This is a genomic window from Pseudomonas guangdongensis, from assembly GCF_900105885.1.
Lineage (GTDB): Bacteria > Pseudomonadota > Gammaproteobacteria > Pseudomonadales > Pseudomonadaceae > Geopseudomonas > Geopseudomonas guangdongensis.
In genome coordinates this window covers 1,166,797-1,184,185 of record NZ_LT629780.1, presented here as the reverse complement: position 1 = coordinate 1,184,185, position 17,389 = coordinate 1,166,797, and the positions used below count along the sequence as shown (strand labels likewise).

Annotated in this window: 19 protein-coding genes; 7 read left to right on the top strand and 12 right to left on the bottom strand. The window is 72.3% G+C overall.

Going from position 1 to position 17,389, the window contains the following annotated elements:
• Window positions 1-56: 56 nt before the first annotated feature.
• Both BLU22_RS05660 and BLU22_RS05655 read left to right on the top strand, forming a co-directional pair.
• Entirely contained in the window at window positions 57-731 is a 675-nt protein-coding gene (locus tag BLU22_RS05660) for a VWA domain-containing protein (RefSeq protein WP_090212794.1), read from the top strand.
• 5 nt (window positions 732-736) lie between these two features.
• A complete protein-coding gene (locus BLU22_RS05655) occupies window positions 737-1,513 on the top strand; it encodes a PP2C family serine/threonine-protein phosphatase (RefSeq protein ID WP_090212793.1) in 777 nt (258 codons plus the stop codon).
• Between the two features lie 21 nt (window positions 1,514-1,534).
• Here BLU22_RS05655 and BLU22_RS05650 read toward each other — a convergent pair whose 3' ends face one another.
• Window positions 1,535-1,942, bottom strand: a complete 408-nt coding sequence (locus BLU22_RS05650) for a hypothetical protein (RefSeq protein WP_090212791.1) — start codon at window positions 1,940-1,942, stop codon at window positions 1,535-1,537.
• Window positions 1,943-2,144: 202 nt separating this feature from the next.
• On the opposite strand from BLU22_RS05650, the gene BLU22_RS05645 reads away from it, so the two are divergent.
• Window positions 2,145-3,323 (top strand): acyl-CoA dehydrogenase, encoded by a 1,179-nt coding sequence (locus tag BLU22_RS05645; protein ID WP_090212790.1) that lies wholly within the window; start codon window positions 2,145-2,147, stop codon window positions 3,321-3,323.
• Window positions 3,324-3,342: 19 nt separating this feature from the next.
• Here the strand turns inward: BLU22_RS05645 and BLU22_RS05640 are convergent, their stop codons facing one another.
• The 3 genes from BLU22_RS05640 to BLU22_RS05630 form a co-directional block, all read right to left on the bottom strand.
• Window positions 3,343-4,710 (bottom strand): glutamine synthetase family protein, encoded by a 1,368-nt coding sequence (locus tag BLU22_RS05640; RefSeq protein ID WP_090212788.1) that lies wholly within the window; start codon window positions 4,708-4,710, stop codon window positions 3,343-3,345.
• Window positions 4,711-4,876: 166 nt separating this feature from the next.
• A complete protein-coding gene (locus tag BLU22_RS05635) occupies window positions 4,877-6,271 on the bottom strand; it encodes an aspartate aminotransferase family protein (protein WP_090212787.1) in 1,395 nt (464 codons plus the stop codon).
• Between the two features lie 177 nt (window positions 6,272-6,448).
• Complete coding sequence (locus BLU22_RS05630; protein ID WP_090212785.1) at window positions 6,449-7,351, bottom strand: D-hexose-6-phosphate mutarotase; 903 nt, start codon at window positions 7,349-7,351, stop codon at window positions 6,449-6,451.
• Window positions 7,352-7,608: 257 nt separating this feature from the next.
• Between BLU22_RS05630 and BLU22_RS05625 the strand changes: the two genes are divergently transcribed.
• A complete protein-coding gene (locus BLU22_RS05625) occupies window positions 7,609-8,322 on the top strand; it encodes a carbonic anhydrase (RefSeq protein WP_231975277.1) in 714 nt (237 codons plus the stop codon).
• 62 nt (window positions 8,323-8,384) lie between these two features.
• On the opposite strand, the gene BLU22_RS05620 is transcribed toward BLU22_RS05625, so the two are convergent.
• The 7 genes from BLU22_RS05620 to folE2 form a co-directional block, all read right to left on the bottom strand.
• Entirely contained in the window at window positions 8,385-9,026 is a 642-nt protein-coding gene (locus tag BLU22_RS05620; RefSeq protein WP_090212784.1) for a hypothetical protein, read from the bottom strand.
• Between the two features lie 115 nt (window positions 9,027-9,141).
• Window positions 9,142-9,390 (bottom strand): membrane protein insertion efficiency factor YidD, encoded by a 249-nt coding sequence (yidD, locus tag BLU22_RS05615; protein ID WP_090212782.1) that lies wholly within the window; start codon window positions 9,388-9,390, stop codon window positions 9,142-9,144.
• Window positions 9,387-9,794 carry a phosphoribosyl-AMP cyclohydrolase gene (gene hisI, locus BLU22_RS05610; protein WP_090212781.1) on the bottom strand — a complete coding sequence of 136 codons (408 nt, stop codon included), beginning with the start codon at window positions 9,792-9,794 and terminating at the stop codon, window positions 9,387-9,389. The genes yidD and hisI overlap by 4 nt, the downstream gene beginning before the upstream one ends.
• Window positions 9,791-10,663 (bottom strand): metal ABC transporter solute-binding protein, Zn/Mn family, encoded by an 873-nt coding sequence (locus BLU22_RS05605; protein ID WP_090212779.1) that lies wholly within the window; start codon window positions 10,661-10,663, stop codon window positions 9,791-9,793. Before BLU22_RS05605 ends, hisI begins: the two co-directional genes overlap by 4 nt.
• Window positions 10,664-10,673: 10 nt before the next feature.
• Window positions 10,674-11,489 (bottom strand): metal ABC transporter permease, encoded by an 816-nt coding sequence (locus BLU22_RS05600; RefSeq protein ID WP_090212777.1) that lies wholly within the window; start codon window positions 11,487-11,489, stop codon window positions 10,674-10,676.
• On the bottom strand, window positions 11,489-12,154 hold the full coding sequence (locus BLU22_RS05595) for a metal ABC transporter ATP-binding protein (protein ID WP_090212776.1): 666 nt from the start codon (window positions 12,152-12,154) through the stop codon (window positions 11,489-11,491). Before BLU22_RS05595 ends, BLU22_RS05600 begins: the two co-directional genes overlap by 1 nt.
• Window positions 12,151-13,050, bottom strand: a complete 900-nt coding sequence (folE2, locus tag BLU22_RS05590; RefSeq protein WP_090212774.1) for a GTP cyclohydrolase FolE2 — start codon at window positions 13,048-13,050, stop codon at window positions 12,151-12,153. The genes BLU22_RS05595 and folE2 overlap by 4 nt, the downstream gene beginning before the upstream one ends.
• Before the next feature lie 104 nt (window positions 13,051-13,154).
• Here folE2 and zigA point away from each other — a divergent pair, with 104 nt between their 5' ends.
• From zigA to BLU22_RS05575, 3 genes are all read left to right on the top strand, one after another.
• On the top strand, window positions 13,155-14,372 hold the full coding sequence (zigA, locus tag BLU22_RS05585) for a zinc metallochaperone GTPase ZigA (protein WP_090212772.1): 1,218 nt from the start codon (window positions 13,155-13,157) through the stop codon (window positions 14,370-14,372).
• Entirely contained in the window at window positions 14,372-15,016 is a 645-nt protein-coding gene (locus BLU22_RS05580) for a DUF1826 domain-containing protein (protein WP_090212771.1), read from the top strand. Before zigA ends, BLU22_RS05580 begins: the two co-directional genes overlap by 1 nt.
• Window positions 15,017-15,222: 206 nt before the next feature.
• Window positions 15,223-16,191: a CobW family GTP-binding protein gene (locus BLU22_RS05575; RefSeq protein WP_090212770.1), complete on the top strand. Its 969-nt coding sequence runs from the start codon at window positions 15,223-15,225 to the stop codon at window positions 16,189-16,191.
• 121 nt (window positions 16,192-16,312) lie between these two features.
• On the opposite strand, the gene BLU22_RS05570 is transcribed toward BLU22_RS05575, so the two are convergent.
• A complete protein-coding gene (locus BLU22_RS05570; RefSeq protein ID WP_090212769.1) occupies window positions 16,313-17,287 on the bottom strand; it encodes a quinone oxidoreductase family protein in 975 nt (324 codons plus the stop codon).
• Between the last annotated feature and the right edge of the window lie 102 nt (window positions 17,288-17,389).

The window sequence follows — 17,389 nt, the reverse complement described above, 5'->3', positions numbered from 1 at the left end:
CGGCGCTGCTGCGCCCGCCCGTGACCCAACACCCCGCCACAGAAGAAGGGACAGACATGCAAGAAGAATACGTACTCCGTCAGGAAGACCTCGTCGAGAACCCGACCGCCCGCGTTCCCATCTGCCTGGTCCTCGACGTCAGCAGCTCGATGGACGGCGCGCCGATCCAGGAGCTGCAATCGGGCGTACAGATGTTCTTCGAGGCCATCCGCCAAGACGAGGTGGCGCAGTACGCCGTGGAGATCAGCATCGTCACCTTCGGCAGCAGCGTGCAGAAGGCCCTGGACTTCATGTCCATCGAGCGCCAGGAAGTGCCCGACCTGAAGGCCAACGGCATGACCCCGATGGGCCAGGGCGTGACCCTCGCCCTCGACCTGCTGGAGGCGCGCAAGGAGGACTACAAGCGCGCCGGCGTCGACTACTACCAGCCGTGGATGGTGATCATGACCGACGGCGAGCCGACCGACGACATCGCCCTGGCCGCAGCGCGCATCGAGAGCCTGGTGGCCGACAAGAAGCTCACCGTGTTCCCCATCGCCATCGGCGACGCCGCCAACCTGCAGGTGCTCGGCCGGCTGTCGCCGATGCGTCCGCCGCTGCGCCTCAACGGCCTCAACTTCGCCGACTTCTTCACCTGGCTGAGCCGCAGCGTGTCGCGCGTCTCGCAGTCCACCCCGGGCGAGGCGGTGGAGCTGGACGTCGCCGGGATCAGCGCCTGGGGGAGAGTCTGAGTTCCATGTCGACCACGGCTGCCGAATTCCGCTACAAGACGGCCTGCGCCCGCATCGTCGGGCGCTCCCACGCGCAAACCCAGACGCCCTGCCAGGACTACGTGTCGAGCCGTCAGGGCCGCGACATCGCCTGCATCGCCCTGGCGGACGGCGCCGGCTCGCGGCCGCATTCGGAGTTCGGCGCCGAGGTGGCGGTGCGCGCGACGATCCGCTTCGTCTGCCGGCACTTCGACGCGCTCTGGGCGCAGTCCGCCACGGATGCCCCCGGCGTCGCCCGGCAGCTCGCCGACTACTGCCTGGCGGCCCTGCGCCGGCAGGCCAAGCGCATGGACTGCCGGGTCGAGGACCTGGCCTGCACCCTGCTGTTCGTCGTCCACCAGGGCGGCCGCTACCTGGCCGGCCACCTGGGCGACGGGCTGATCGCCCGGCTCGGTGCCGGCGGCCAGGTCGAGGCGCTGTCGCCCCCCGACAACGGCGAGTTCGCCAACACCACGCGCTTTCTCACCGACGCCTCGGCGGTGCGCCACCTGCGCATCCTGCGCGGCGAGGACGCCGGCCCGCTGGGCTTCGTGGTGATGAGCGACGGCACCGCGGAAAGCCTCTACCTCAAGGCCTCCGGCACCCCGGCGGCGGGCGCCATCCAGAAGCTGCTGGGCTGGAACGCCACGCTGCCCAAGGCCAAGATGGAGGCGATCCTCGCCGCCAACCTGGAGCAGGCCTTCGCCCGCAAGAGCAGCGACGACTGCTCGATCGCCCTGCTCTCCGCCGGCCTGCGCGGCTAGACCGCCGGCGCCGGGCGGCGCTCAGCGACCGGTGCCCAGCACCGTCCAGCTGCTGGCGTGCAGCGGAATCGGACAGTCCGCCGCGCCGCCGGCGCGCACCGCCATCCATTCGCGGGGATTGAGCACGTTCGCCGGCGGCGTCCACAGCACCGCGCCGCAACTGCCCATCTCCACCACCGCATTGCGCGCCAGCGGGAAGTGCGCCTTGATGCGCTGCTTGGCGTCCAGTTCGGCGGCGACGAAGCGCGCTTGCCCGTTGCGCACCACATGCGCCTCCAGGACGCTGCGCTGGCCGTCGGCCAGCTCGACCACCCGCACGTAATGGCCGTCGGCCCGCGGGATCGCCGCCGGCGCCTGCTCGTCGGCGCAGCCGCCGAGCAGCAGCGCGGCCAGCAGCAGCGCAGGCGTGGGGCGAGACATGAACGGCATCGTTTCCTCCTTGTGCGTCCTCTCGGCAGGGCGGGCGTGCCGGCGCGCGGACTGCCGGCCACCCGTGCGCCGAAAACCGGCGCCACCCATACGTCAACATTACTCCAGTGGCCGGCAAAAGGCAGCGGCCCGCCTCGATTGCCGCGAACGTCAAGGCGGCCTAGCATCGAGACAAACGACAACAACCACCGGAGATTCGCTCATGGCCAAGGCCCGTTTCAACTGGGAAGACCCGCTGCTGCTCGACCGGCAGCTGAGCGACGAGGAACGCATGGTGCAGGCCAGCGCGCGGCAGTTCGCCGCCGGGCACCTGGCCCCGCGGGTGCTGCAGGCGTTCCGCCAGGAAACCACCGACCCGGCGATCTTCCGCGAGATGGGCGCGCTCGGCCTGCTCGGCGCGACCCTGCCCGCCGAGTACGGCGGCAGCGGCCTCAACCAGGTCTGCTACGGGCTGATCGCCCGCGAGATCGAGCGCATCGACTCGGGCTACCGCTCGATGATGAGCGTGCAGTCCTCGCTGGTGATGCTGCCGATCTTCGAGTTCGCCCACGAGACGACCCGCCGCCAGTACCTGCCCAGGCTGGCCAGCGGCGAGTGGATCGGCTGCTTCGGCCTGACCGAGCCGGACCACGGCTCCGACCCCGGCGCCATGGCCAGCCGGGCGCGCAAGGTCGACGGCGGCTGGCGGCTGTCCGGGCGCAAGACCTGGATCACCAACAGCCCGATCGCCGACCTGTTCGTGGTCTGGGCAAAGGACGAGGCCGGCGAGATCCGCGGCTTCGTGCTGGAGAAGGGCTGGGCCGGGCTGTCCGCCCCGGCCATCCACGGCAAGATCGGCCTGCGCACCTCGATCACCGGCGAGATCGTCATGGACAGCGTGTTCGTCCCCGAGGACAACGCCTTCCCCGAGGTGCGCGGCCTCAAAGGCCCGTTCACCTGCCTGAACTCGGCGCGCTACGGCATCGCCTGGGGCGCGCTGGGCGCCGCCGAGGCCTGCTGGCACACCGCACGCCAGTACGTGCTGGACCGCCAGCAGTTCGGCCGCCCGCTGGCCGCCAACCAGCTGATCCAGAAGAAGCTCGCCGACATGCAGACCGAGATCTGCCTGGCCCTGCAGGGCTGCCTGCGCCTGGGGCGGATGAAGGACGAGGGCAGCGCGGCGGTGGAGATCACCTCGATCATGAAGCGCAACAGCTGCGGCAAGGCGCTGGAGATCGCCCGGAACGCCCGCGACATGCTCGGCGGCAACGGCATCAGCGACGAGTTCGGCGTGGCTCGCCACTTGGTCAACCTGGAGGTGGTCAACACCTACGAGGGCACCCACGACATCCACGCGCTGATCCTCGGCCGCGCGCAGACCGGCATCCAGGCGTTCTTCTGAGCGCGGCGCCGGGCCGCGCTCAGGCGTGGCCGAGGTACCAGCGCCAGTCCTGCTCGCCGACCTCGGCCATGAACTGGCGGTATTCCTCCTGCTTGATCGCCAGGTAGACGCGGTGGAAATCCGCGCCGAGGGCCTCGCGCGCCCAGGCCGACCGCTCCAGCGCGCGCAGCGCGCTCAGCCAGTCGGTGGGCAGCGTCTCGCGCGCCTGGGCGTAGCCGTTGCCGTCGATGGGAGCGCCGGGATCGAGCCCCTCGCGCAGGCCGCGGCGGATGCCGGCCAGCAGCAACGCGGCGGCGAGATAGGGATTGGCGTCGGCGCCGCAGATGCGGTGCTCGATGTGCCGGCCGGCCGCCGGTCCGCCCGGCACGCGCAGCGACACGGTGCGGTTGTTCACCCCCCAGCTTTTCGCCAGCGGCGCGTAGCTGTTGGCCTGGAGGCGGCGGAACGAGTTGGCGTTGGGGCAGAACACCGCCAGGCCGTCGTCGAGGGTCTCCAGCAGGCCGCCGATGGCCTGGCGCAGCAGCGGCGTTCCCGTCGGCTCCTCGCTGGCGAACAGGTTGTTGCCGGCCGCGTCGGCCAGGCTGACGTGTAGGTGCAGGCCGCTGCCGGCCAGCTCGCCGAACGGCTTGGCCATGAAGCAGGCCTGATGGCCGTGTTTGTGCGCCACCCCGCGCACCAGGCGCTTGTAGCGCACCGCCTCGTCCATCGCCTGCAGGGCATCCGTGCGGTGTTCGAGGGTGATTTCCACCTGTCCCGGCGCGTACTCGGAAATCGCCGTGCGCGCCGGCAGGTTCTGCGCGGCGCAGGCGGCGTAGAGGTCGTCGAGGAACGGCGCCAGCTGCTCCAGCTCCAGCACGCCGTAGACCTGCGGCGCCTGCGGGCGTACGCCGTTGGCCTGGCGCGCCGGCTGCGGCCGGCCGGCGGCGTCGCGCTGCCGGTCGAGCAGGTAGAACTCCAGCTCGGCGGCCATCACCGGGCGGTAACCCTCGGCCTGCAGGGCGGTGACCTGCCGCGCCAGCACGTGGCGCGGGTCGGCGACGCTGGCCGGCAGGCCGTGGCTCGGGTGCATCGACACCTGCAACTGCGCGGTGGGCTGCGCGCGCCAGGTCTGCAGGGCGAGGCTGCCGGGCAGCGGGAAGGCCCAGCAGTCGGCGTCGGCGACGTCCCAGACCAGCCCGGTGGCGTCGACGTCCTCGCCGCGGATGGTCAGGCCGAGGATGCTGCTCGGCAGCGGCCGGCCGCTCTGGTAGACGGCGCGCAGCTCCTCACGGCGCAGCAGCTTGCCGCGCGGCACGCCGCAGGGGTCGATGACGAACAGCTCGAAGCTCTGCACCTCGGGATGGGCGGCGAGGAAGGCGTCGGCTTCCTGGAGATCGGCGAAACGCATGGGGGCAATCCTTGTGTGGCGACGGTACGGCGGGGGCGGGGCGCGCGGCGCATCCGGCCCGAGGGCTGGCGCGCTCCGGCGGCGGCCGCTGACGTGCCGACGCCGGAGCGTCGGCACGCGCGGATCAGCGCCCCGGCGCGCCGCCGGCAGGGTAGGCGGTCATGGCTCAGCCCGCCCGCGCGCCGGGGATCGCCAGCAGCGCGCTCAGCGCCTCGTCGAGGACGGCGAGCAGGCGGTCGACGTCGGCGGCCGAGGTGTCCGGGCAGCACAGGGTCATGTTGTGGAACGGGGTGATCAGGATGCCGCGGTTGATCAGGTACAGGTGCAGGGCCTGCTGCAGGCTGTCGTGGAAGGCCGCCTCGGCCTCGGCGCCGTTCTGCGGCGGCGTGGCACAGAACTGGAACTCGCAGCGCGCACCCAGCTCGTTCACCGACCAGGGCAGGGCGTGGCGGGCGAGCAGCGCGCGCAGCCCCGCCGCCAGGCGCGCGGCCATGGCCAGCATGTGCGCGTAGGCCGCCGGGGTCATCACCCGTTCGAGGCTGGCGCGCATGCAGTGCATGGCCAGGGCGTTGGCCGACAGGGTGGTGCCCATGCCGCTGTGCCCGTGTCCGTGGCCCTGCTCGCTGGCGTGCTGGCGGGCCAGCTGCATGGCCTGGGCCATGGCCGCGCTGCAGCCGTACACCGCGCAGGGCACGCCGCCGGCCACCGGCTTGCCGAGGGTCAGGAAGTCGGGCTCAAGGCTCCAGGCGCGGGTGCAGCCGCCGGGGCCGGTGGAGATGGTGTGGGTCTCGTCGAGGATCAGCAGGGTGCCGGCGCGGCGGGTCAGCTCGCGCACCGCGGCGAGGAAGCCGGGCTCGGGCAGCACCATGCCGATGTTGGTCAGCGCCGGCTCGCAGAGCAGCGCGGCGACGTCGCCCGGCGCCAGCGCCGCCTCCAGCGCGGCCAGGTCGTTGAACGGCACCACGCGGCTGTGCTGGGTCAGGTTGCGCGCCTGGCCGATCAGCCCGGGGCGGTGCACGGTGCGCCCGTCGCGCCCGCGCACCATGGCCTCGTCGACGGTGCCGTGGTAGCAGCCGTCGAACAGCAGGATCACCTTGCGTCCGGTGATCGCCCGCGCCCAGCGCAGCACGAAGCGGTTGGCGTCGGTGGCGGTGGTGGTCACCTGCCAGTAGGGCAGGCCGAAGCGCTCGGCGAGCAGCTCGCCGCAGACCACTGCGTCCTCGCCGGGGAGCATGCTGGTCAGGCCGTTGCCGGCCTGCTCGCGCAGCGCCTGGGCGATCGGCGCCGGCGAATGGCCGAACATGCTGCCGGTGTCGCCGAGGCAGAAGTCGATGTACTCGTGGCCGTCGACGTCGACGAAGCGCGCGCCCTGGGCGCGCTCGACGAACAGCGGCAGCGGCGTCGACCAGTCGCTCATCCAGTGCATCGGCACGCCGCCGAACAGCGCATGGCGCGCCCGCGCGGCCAGTTCGGCGCAGCGCGGGTGGCGGTCGAGGAAACGCTGGCGCTCGCCGGCGGCGAGGCTGGCGACGGCCGATTCGGCGATACCGCTGGAGCTCATGGCTGAACACCTCGTTGGATTTTCTGCACATATTCGAGGCGCCCGCGCGGGAAAGTCAATCGCCGCCGGGGCGCTCGTCCGTCCCCGCCGCAGCCGCGCAATCGGCCGGTGCGGCGCCCTCGCCGTGCCGGCAGGTCCGCCTCGGCAAGCACCTGGGGATCTGCCGCACCGACGCCCTCAGGCATCTCCCGCCAGCGGCTCGCTCCACAGGCTCAGGCGCAGCGCGTGTTCGCCGCCCGGCGCCAGCTCCACGCAGTCGTCCCAGACATTGGCGGTCTCGATGCACAGCATGCGCTGCCAGGCGTCGGCGGCGAACTGCGACAGGCGCTGCGCCTTGTCGATCCACGGGTTCCACAGCACCGCCGAGCGCGAGCCGCGGGTTTCCAGGCACAGCCGGCGCTGCCAGAGCGGATCGACCAGGCTCAGCCGCGCCGGCAGGTCGAGGTACAGGCGGTCGGTCTCGCCGGCGAAGCGCAGCGCGCCCTGCTGGCGGCATTCGCGCCAGCCGTCGAGGGTCTCGATGTAGCGGCAGCCGTCCAGCCCCTCGACGCGCACCTGGCGGATGTCGCCGACCGCGAAGTAGCTGTGCAGCGCCTGGCTGATCCACACCGGCCGCGGCCCGGTGTTGCGGCTGTGCAGGGCGATCTCCAGGCGCGCGCCGAGGCGGATCTCCAGGGCCACCTCGACCGCCTGCGGCCAGCCGGGCAGGCCGCTCTCGGGCTGCGGGCAGACCAGCAGCAGGCGCGCCACGCCGTCGACCACGCCCTGCTCGCGGCACTCCCAGGGCAGGGTGCGCACCAGGCCGTGGAAGGGCGCGGCGGCGCCGCGGTACTGGGCGAGCAGGGCGGCCGGGTTGCGCGCCAGATCGCCGAACCACGGCCAGCACACCGGCACCCCGCCGCGCACCGACTGGCCGCGCTCGCCGCGCGCCTGCTCGCTGAGCCAGAGCAGCGGCGGTTCGCCGTGGCGGCGGTAGTCGAGGATCTGTGCGCCCTGCTCGACGATGCGCAGCTCGGCGTCGGGGGTCTGCACCCGCCAGCAGGGCAGGTCGTCGAAGGTTTCGCGGCGGATCAGGGTCACGGCAAGGCTCCGGGGGCGGGGAAGGCGGCATTATTCCGCGCCGGCCACCGCCGCGCCATGTGCCGCTCGGCGCCGCCGCACAGTAGCGGCGCCCGGCGAAGGCTGCCGCCGCCGGCCCGGCCACCCCGCGGCGCCGCGCCGGCCGCCAAATCCGTGTCGGGCGGTGTGACTTGTGCGCCGCCGCCGTTGTCGTTAACAGCAGCCGTGAAGCGTCCGCAGCCACAAGCCGGGCGGACGTGCGGCGCGGAGAGCCGATCGTGAAAGAACCCGTACAAGAGAAGCACACGCCATCCAGCGCCGACGCCGCGCTGGGCAGCATCGTCGAGGGCTTCAAGCGCTTTCGCAGCGAAGTCTTCCCGGCCCAGGAAGAGCTGTTCAAGAAGCTCGCCACCGCGCAGAACCCGCGCGCCATGTTCATCACCTGCGCCGACTCGCGCATCGTCCCCGAGCTGATCACCCAGAGCTCGCCGGGCGACCTGTTCGTCACCCGCAACGTCGGCAACGTGGTGCCGCCCTACGGGCAGATGAACGGCGGCGTGTCCACCGCCATCGAGTACGCGGTGGTCGCCCTGGGCGTGCGCCACATCATCATCTGCGGCCACTCCGACTGCGGCGCGATGAAAGCGGTGCTCAACCCGCAGTCGCTGGAAAGCATGCCGACGGTAAAGGGCTGGCTGCGCCATGCCGAGGTCGCGCGCACCGTGGTGGAGCAGAACTTCGACCGCTGCGACTGCGGCCAGGAACACCTGGAGCTGCTCACCGAGGAGAACGTGGTGGCCCAGCTCAACCACCTGCTGACCCACCCCTCGGTGGCGGCGCGGGTGGCCAGCGGCCAGGTGTTCATCCATGGCTGGGTGTACAACATCGAGACCAGCGAAATCATCGCCTACGACGCCGAGAGCGGACGCTTCCTGCCGCTGGACGGCGAGGTGGTGCCGATGGCCACGCCGCGCTCGCGCTTCGGCGGCTGAGCCCCGCCGGTCATGCCAACGCCCCGCGCGCCGTCAGGCGCGCGGGGCGTTTTCGTTGGCGCTCAGTGGGTGAAGCGCAGCTCCACGCCGAGGCGCCGCGACAGGCACGGCCAGCGCTGCCAGGCGGCCTCCAGCGTCGGGCTGGCGAGCTGCTCGCGGTAACGCTGCGCCGAATCGCTGGCGAAGATCCGCGCCTCCAGCAGTACCTCGCAGGCCTGCTGCACGGCGGCGTCCAGGCGGTTGGCGAAGGCGTCGCCGATCAGCGCGTGGGCGACCAGGTTGGCGGCGGTGGTGTCCAGGGGAATCAGCGGCTGGCCGAAGTGCAGGATGTAGCGGTCGTTGACCTCTTCGACCAGACGGTGGGCCAGGTAGGCCTCGTCGAGGATCGCCTCCAGGCCGTGATGGCCGTCGAGCAGCGCCGGCGGGCTGAGGAAGAAGGCCTCGGCCAGACGCAACAGCGGGCGGACCTGCGCATCGAGGCCGGCCTGGTCGGCGACGCTGGCGGCGGCTTCGAGCAGGTCGGGCACCTCGCCCACATAGACATGCACGAAGCGCAGCAGGGTCGCGGCCGGCTCCTCGCCGGGCAGGCGGATGGCGCGGTGCAACTCGTCCAGACGCGCCTCGATGTCGCGGGTCAGGGCGTGATGGAGGGCTTCGTGCTGCAGGGCAGAATCGATGTGGGCGCGCAGAGCGGCGATGTTCATCAGGGCGGAGACTCCCGGGGGCTGGTGGCAAAGAGCCAGAGAACATAGATGCAGATCGCCGGCTTCGCCAGTGCGCCGCTGGCAGGGCACGCCGCGCCCGTTCTGGGCAGGCCGCTCAGTGCCGCCGTGCGTCGCCGTCGCGCCGGCAGGCGCAGGGCGGTACCGGGTCGTAACCCGAGTCGCCCCACGGGTGGCAGCGCGCCAGCCGGCGCAGGGTCAGCCAGCCACCACGCCGCGCGCCGTGGCGCTGCAGCGCCTCGACCGCGTACTGCGAGCAGGTCGGCTGGAAACGGCAGCGCGGGCCGATCAGCGGACTGATGACGTATTGATAGAAGCGCACCAGCGCGATCAGCAGGCTTTTCATGGCGGCGAGCTGGCGACCGTCAGGCGGTCGTCCTCCAGGCGGTTGTAGAAGCAGGAACGGCGGCCAGTATGGCAGGCCGGTCCCTGCTGCTCGACCTGCAGCAGCAGCGCATCGCCGTCGCAGTCCAGGTGGGCGACGAGCAGTCGCTGGACATGGCCGCCGCTCTCGCCCTTGCGCCATAGCGCGCGGCGCGAGCGCGACCAGTAACAGACCCGGCCGCTGCGCAGGGTTTCCTCCAGCGCAGTGCGGTTCATCCAGGCCAGCATCAGCACCTCGCCGCTGTCGTGCTGCTGGGCGATGGCGGCGATCAGGCCGTCGGCATTCCACGGGATCGCCGCCAGCACCTCGTCGAGTGATCGCTGACGGCCGGCGCCGGCTTGCTCCAGCTGCAGCCAGAGGCTCACGGCTGCAGCACTTCGAGCAGCCGCTCGACGTTCTGCCGGTACATGCCCAGATAGCTGCTGGCCGGCCCCTCGGCGGCCAGGGCGTCGGAGTACAGGGGGCTGCCGACCCGGGCGCCGGCCTCGGCGGCGATCTGTTCGATCAGCCGGGGATCGCGGATGTTCTCCACGAACAGGGCGCGTACCTGTTCCTCGCGCAGCTGGCGGATCAGCGCAGCGATCTCGGCCGCCGCAGGCTCGGCGGCGTCGCTGACGCCCTGGGCGGCGCTGAACTGCAGATCCCACTCGCGGGCGAAGTAGCCGAAGGCATCGTGGCTGGTCACTACCCGGCGGCGCTCGGCGGGCAGCGCGCTCAGGTGCGGGGCGATTTCGCCGCGCAGGGCATCCAGTTGCGCCAGCCAGGCATCGCGGCGCGCCTCGTAGTCGGCGGCGTTGGCCGGGTCCAGCTCGCTCAGCGCGCGGGCGATGTTGCGCGCATAGATCTCGGCGTTGCCCAGGCTCTGCCAGGCGTGCGGATCGGCGCTGCGCCGGCCGTCCTCCTCGACCTGCAGCGGCAGCACCCCGGCACTGGCGTCGATGCGCCGGCCGCGCGCCTCGCCGCTGGCCCACAGGCGCTCCAGCCAGGGTTCGAAGCCCAGGCCGTTGGCGATCAGCAGGTCGGCGGCGAGGATCTGGCGCAGGTCGCGCGGACTCGGCTCGAACACATGGGCGTCGGCATCGGCGCCGACCAGGCTGGTCAGCTCGATGTCGTCGCCGCCGATCTCGCGGGTCAGGTCGGCCAGGATGCTGAAGGTGGCGACCACCTGCGGCCGGTCGGCGGCGTGCAGGGTCAGGGGCAGGCACAGGGCAAGCAGGGCAAACAGTCGGCGCATGGCGCGATCCTCAGCAGGGCATGGGTGGCGGGCTGCGGCGCAGCAGGCCGTGAACCGGCCCGAGGCATACCGACAGCAGGTAGGCGATACCGGCGAGCAGCACGATGCACGGCCCGCTCGGCAGGTTGGCGTAAAACGACAGCAGCAGGCCGAGCCAGACGCACAGCGCGCCGAGGGCGGCGGCCAGTCCGAGCAGCACCGGCAGGCCGATCACCATCAGCGCGCCGATGGCATGCAGGCCGGACACCAGGTTGAGCACCACCAGGGCGAGGAACAGCGCATAGGCCGGCGCACCCCGGCGGCTGACGCTGCGCAAGAACAGGGCGTCGAGGCTGTCCTGCACCAGCGGGCGGTAGATCAGCGCCAGCAGCAGCAGGCTGGCGGCGGAGACGATCAGCATGCTGCGCAGGGTCGCGGCGTCCACCGCCAGCGCCGAGCCGAACAGCAGGTGCAGCAGGTCGATGCGCCGCCCGGCCAGGCCGAGCAGCAGCACGCCGCTGGCCAGTGCGATCGGGTAGATGGCGGCCAGACTGGCGTCTTCGCGCAGGCCGGTGCGCCGCGTCACCCAGGCCGCCAGCGCCGCCATGCCGAGGCCGGCGATCAGGCCGCCGGCGGCCAGGGCCGGCAGGCTCAGGCCGTACAGCCAGAACGCCAGTGCCGCGCCGGGCAGTACGCCGTGGGCGATGGCATCGCCCATCAGGCTCATGCGGCGCAGCATCAGGAACACCCCCAGCGGGGCGATGCTCAGGACCAGCGCCACGCCACCGGCCAGGGCGCGGCGCAGGAAGGCGAATTCGGCGAAGGGCTGCCACAGCAGGTCGAGCATCAGGCCACCTGTGCCAGCGGTGCGTCCAGCAGGTCGCGGGCTGGCCCGCAGCGGCAGCCATCGGCACGGATCTGCAGGCAGTCCGGCAGGTGCGCGCGCGCACCGGCCAGATCGTGACAGACCACCAGCTGGGTGCGGCCACTGCGCTGCCAGTCGGCAAGGCGCTGCCAGAGCAGGCGCTGACCGGCCTCGTCGAGGGCGGCGGCCGGTTCGTCGAGCAGCAGCAGCGGTGCGTCGGTCAGCTCCAGACGGGCCAGCAGGCCGCGCTGCAGTTCGCCGCCGGACAGCGCGATCAGCGGCCGGCCGGCCAGTTCGCTCAGGCCCCAGGCGGCCAGCACCGCATCGAGCCGCGCCCGCCGCGCGGCACGCGGCAGGCGCGTGCGCCACAGGCCGGCGGCGACCAGTTCGGCCAGCTCGATGGGGAACTGGCGGTCGATGGCCGCCTGCTGCTGCAGGTAGCCGATGGCGCCAAGACCCTGCACGGCGATCCGCAGCCGCCCGGCCAGCGGCTTCTGCAGGCCGGCCAGCACCCGCAGCAGGCTGCTCTTACCACAGCCGTTGGCACCGACCACGGCGGTCAGGCTGCCGGCCCGCAGCTGCAGGTCGAGCGGCGGGGTCAGCGGCCGTCCCGGCACGCCCCATTGCAGGCCTTCGGCGTGGATCATGCCGCCTCCCGGCTCCAGCGGCTTTCCGCCACCGCATCGTGGGCATGCAGGCTCTCGGCGTGCTCCACGCGCACGCTGAAGGCGTCCAGCTGCGGCAGGGCGCGCAGGGCGCGGTGCAGGCGCCGCGCGGCGTCCTCGCAGAACATCAGGTTCTGTCCGTTGGCCAGGGCGAAGGCCTGTTCGTCGGCACGCTTGACCGCGGTCTGCAGGGCGGTGCCGAGGGCCGCTTCGGCGCCGTCGATCAGCGCCAGCAGGGGCAGTTCATGGCAGGCGGCGCCGAGCTGCACGTCGAGGATCGCCCGGCTGCGCTGGCTGTGCGGGGTGGCGAGGATTCCGGCGCTGCTGCCCAGCCAGTCGAGCACCGCCTCCTGCCGCAGCTCGCGGCCGGCGAAGTCGGCGGCGAAGCGCTGCTGAATCAACTGGCGGGCCAGCGCCGCCGAGCAGGGGCAGGTCGAGGAGTAGCCGATTTCCACGCGCAGGCCGAGGCGCAGCGCCGCGCCACGCACGCGGCTGGCGGAGATCCGCAGCGGGTAGCCCTTCCAGCCGGCCAGCGGGCTGACCAGCGCCGGGCGGCGCAGCAGCGCCTCGCAGTGGATGTCCAGGTGGGCGCGCTGCGACAGCCCGGCATGGCTGTCGAGGAAGGCGTCGAGTAGCCGTGCCAGCAGCGCCGGGGTCAGCTCCTCGTGCTCCAGCGCCTCCAGCGCCAGGTACAGCCGCGACATGTGGATGCCGCGCGCGCCGGCGTCGTCGAGGCTGACCCCGGCGTCGATCCGCGCCGCCAGCCGTTCGCCGTGCAGGCGCAGCGGCTGGGCGATGCCGGCCATGCCGACCCGCTGCAGCGGCAGGCAGGCGGTGGAAGTTTGCGCGGCGATATCCGGCAGCAGCGAAGCGTTCATCGAGGGCGTCGTCTCGTCTTGATTGGATTGTTATACTGTAACAAGAATGCCGCCACAGACGGCAAGCCGCTTTCTTCCGTTCGCCCGCCTGCGAGGTTCCTCCGATGGACAACCGCCTTCCCGTCACCGTGCTTTCCGGCTTCCTTGGCGCCGGCAAGAGCACCCTGCTCAACCATGTACTGAAGAACCGCGACGGCCTGCGCGTGGCGGTGATCGTCAACGACATGAGCGAGGTGAACATCGACGCCGCCGCCGTGCAGCAGGGCGTCAGCCTCAGCCGTGGCGAGGAGAAGCTGGTGGAGATGAGCAACGGCTGCATCTGCTGCACCCTGCGCGAGGATCTGCTGGAGGAGGTCGCCCGGCTGGCCGGCGCGGGGCGCTTCGACTACTTGCTGATCGAGTCCACCGGCATCGCCGAACCGCTGCCGGTGGCCGAGACCTTCACCTTCCGCGACGAGAGCGGGCAGAGCCTCGCCGATCTGGCGCGCCTGGACACCATGGTCACGGTGGTCGACGGGGTGAACTTCCTGCGCGACCTGCACGAGGCCGAGGCGCTGGCCGAGCGCGGCGAGAGCCTCGGTGAGGACGACGAGCGTTCGGTCACCGATCTGTTGATCGATCAGGTGGAGTTCGCTGACGTGATTCTGGTCAGCAAGATCGACCTGATCTCCGGCGCCGAGCGCGAGGAGCTGCTGGCCCTGCTCGCCCGCCTCAACCCGCAGGCCGAGGTGCTGCCGATGGTGATGGGCCGGGTGCCGCTGGCGAAGATCCTCGATACCGGGCGCTTCGACTTCGAGCGCGCCGCCCAGGCGCCGGGCTGGCTGGCCGAGCTGCGCGGCGAGCATCTGCCGGAAGCCGAGGAATACGGCATCGCCTCGACCGCCTGGCGCGCGCGCCGGCCGCTGCACCCGCAGCGCTTCCACGACTTCCTGCACCGCGAGTGGGACAACGGCCGCCTGCTGCGCTCCAAGGGCTGGTTCTGGCTGGCCAGCCGGCCCGAGGAAGCGGGCAGCTGGTCGCAGGCCGGCGGGCTGATGCGCCACGGCTACGCCGGGCGCTGGTGGCATGCGGTGCCGCGCGAGCAGTGGCCACAGGATGCGGAAAGCCAGGCGGCGATCCTCGCCCACTGGCAGGACGGCTGCGGCGACCGCCGCCAGGAGCTGGTGTTCATCGGCCAGCACGTCGATTTCGCCCGCCTGCACGCCGAGCTGGACGCCTGCCTGCTAAGCGAGGCGGAAATGGCCCTCGGCGAGCAGGCCTGGCTGGCGCTGGACGATCCGTTCGACGCCTGGCTGGCCGAGGCCGACGAGGAGGCCGCCTGATGCCCACCCTGCAGCTGGCACCGCTGCCGCGCCAGATACGCGGCAGCGATCCCGCCGTGCTCGCCGAGGCGCTGCACGACGGGGTCAACCTGGCGATCTGGGAGCGCGAGCTGTCGCCGGCGGTGGCCGGTTTCGTCGCCGCGCTGCTGGCGCAGGGCACGCCGCTGGCCGAGTCGCTGAGCGTGGAAATCGCCGCCGACGGCAGCGGCTGCAGCCTGCCGACGCTGGCCGGCGGGGCTGCCGGACTGCCCGGCCATGCCGCGTTCGTCGCCGATGTCGCCTGGCTGCTCGACGCCTATGCCTGCCTGCTCGATGCGCGCCGCGTCGGCCTGCGCCTGCGGCTGCTGGATCGGGCCATGTGTCCGCGCTTTCACATCGACCGCGTGCCGCTGCGGCTGGTCAGCACCTACGCCGGGCCGGGCAGCGAGTGGCTGGGCGAAGGCAGCATGCCGCGCCAGCGGATCGGCCAGGCGGCTGCCGAACCACAGCGCCCGGAACTTATCCACAAGATGGCGGCTGGCCATGTCGCCCTGCTCAAGGGCGAACGCTGGGTCGGCAACGAGCACACCGCCATCGTCCACCGCTCGCCGCCAGTGGCCGATGGCGAGCGTCGCCTGCTGCTGACCCTCGACTGGCTGGACTGAGCCGGCAGCCCGCAGGGCGCGGCACAGCAAGGCCGGCGCAACGTGCTGACGGGAGCGACAGCCGCGGCGCAGCGCGCTAGGCTGCGCCGCGTGCGCTGACCGGCTGGCCGTGCCGCGGGCCGGCGCAGGAGGCCGGCCTGTGCTGTCCGCACAGTTTGGTCACATCCCCGGCACAGATTGCCCACACAGTTATCCACAGGCCTTCCATGCTCCAGCAGATCCCCACCCACCTGATCGCCGGGCCGCTCGGCGCCGGCAAGACCACCCTGATCCGCGAGCTGCTGGCGCAGAAGCCGGCCGCCGAACGCTGGGCGGTGCTGATCAACGAGTTCGGCCAGATCGGCCTGGATGCCGCGCTGCTGACGACCGACGCCGACGGCGTGGCCCTCGGCGAGGTCGCCGGCGGCTGCCTGTGCTGCGTCAACGGCGCGCCTTTCCAGGTCGGCCTCGGCCGCCTGCTGCGCCAGGCGCGTCCCGACCGCCTGCTGATCGAGCCGTCCGGGCTCGGCCATCCGGTCGAACTGCTGCGCCAGCTGCAGCAGGAGCCCTGGCGCGAGGTGCTGGCGGTGCAGCCCAGCGTGGTGGTGCTCGACGCCGCCGCGCTGGCCGCCGGCCGGCCGCTGCCCGCGGCCCAGCAGGCGGCGCTGGGCGAGGCGGGGCTGCTGGTGCTGAACAAGAGCGAGACGCTGGACGCCACCGCGCGGGCGCTGCTCGCCGCGCAACTGCCGGCGCGTCCGCTGTGCTGGGTCACCCAGGGCCGGCTGCCCCTGGCCGAACTGCCGGGCCATGCCAGCCAGGCCGTGGACGGGCCGGACACGCCCGCGCTGCCCAGCGCGCCCGCCGCGCTGCCGACCCTGTGGAGCGACCCGGCGCAGCCGATCTGCCGCCAGCATGCCGAGGCGGACGGCTGGAGCATCGGCTGGCGCTGGCACCCCGGCCAGCGCTTCGACCGCGCGCGTCTGGCTGCCTGGCTGGCCGGCCTCGACTGGCGACGCGCCAAGCTGGTGGTGCATGGCGAGGACGGCAACTGGTACAGCGCCAACGCCCTCGACGGCGCGGCGCTGCACTGGCGCCCCAGCGAATGGCGCCGCGACTCAAGGCTGGAGCTGATCTTCGCCCGCGAACAGGACGCCGCCGCGCTCGTCGCCGCGCTGGACGCCTGCCGGCTGGGGTAGGGCGCACCGCTCAGGGCAGCAGCCTGTAGGGTGGGCAACTCACGCAGCAATTGCCCACCATGCGCAGCAGCGGTGGCAGATCGCTGCGCGAACCTCCCACCCTGCACCGCCTCATGCCCGCTCAGGGCAGCAGGATGGTCGAACCCACCGTCTGCCGCGCCGCCAGCGCGCGCTGCGCCTCGGCCGCCTCGCGCAGCGGATGGCGCTGGGCGATGTCTACCTGCAGCTGGCCGCTGCCGAGCAGCGCGAACAGCTCGGCGGCCATGGCGCGCAGCCGCTCGGGGGTGTCGGCGTAGCCGGACAGGGTCGGGCGGGTGACGAACAGCGAGCCCTTCTGCGCGAGGATGCCGAGGTTGACCCCGCTGACCGGCCCCGAGGCGTTGCCGAAGCTGACCAGCAGGCCGCGTCTGGCCACGCAGTCGAGAGAGATGTCCCAGGTGTCCTTGCCCACCGAGTCGAACACCACCGGGCATTTCTGGCCGTCGGTCAGTTCCAGCACCCGCGCGCGAACGTCCTCGCGGCGGTAGTCGATGGTCGCCCAGGCGCCCAGCGCGCGGGCGCGCTCGGCCTTTTCTGCCGAGCCCACGGTGCCGATCAGCTTCACCCCCAGCAGTTTCGCCCACTGGCAGGCCAGGCTGCCGACGCCGCCGGCCGCGGCGTGGAACAGGACGGTCTCGCCGCCCTGGAAGCGGCCGATCTGGCGCAGCAGGTACTGCACGGTCAGGCCCTTGAGCAGCGCCGCGGCGGCCTGCTCGAAGCTCACCGCCTCCGGCAGGGGCACCAGGCAGTCGGCCGGCAGGCAGTGCAGCTCGGCGTAGGCGCCCTGCGGGCCGGTGCAGTAGGCGACCCGGTCGCCGACCCTGAATTCGTGCACCTCGGCGCCGACCGCCTCGACCTCGCCGGCGCCCTCGCTGCCGAGGCCCGAGGGCAGGTTCAGCGGGTACAGGCCGTCGCGGTAGTAGATGTCGATGAAGTTCAAGCCGATCGCCCGGTTGCGCACCCACACCTCGCGCGGGCCGGGCGCGGGCGGGGTGAAGTCGGCGTATTCGAGCACTTCGGGGCCGCCGTGGCGGCTGAGCTGGATGCGTGTGGGCATGGGCGGAACCTCGCGGATGACAGGGCGATCATCCAACCCCCCGCCACGATCTGCGTCAAGCGCCGCCGGCAAACCGCGATGGTATGCTTGCCGCCGACTTGC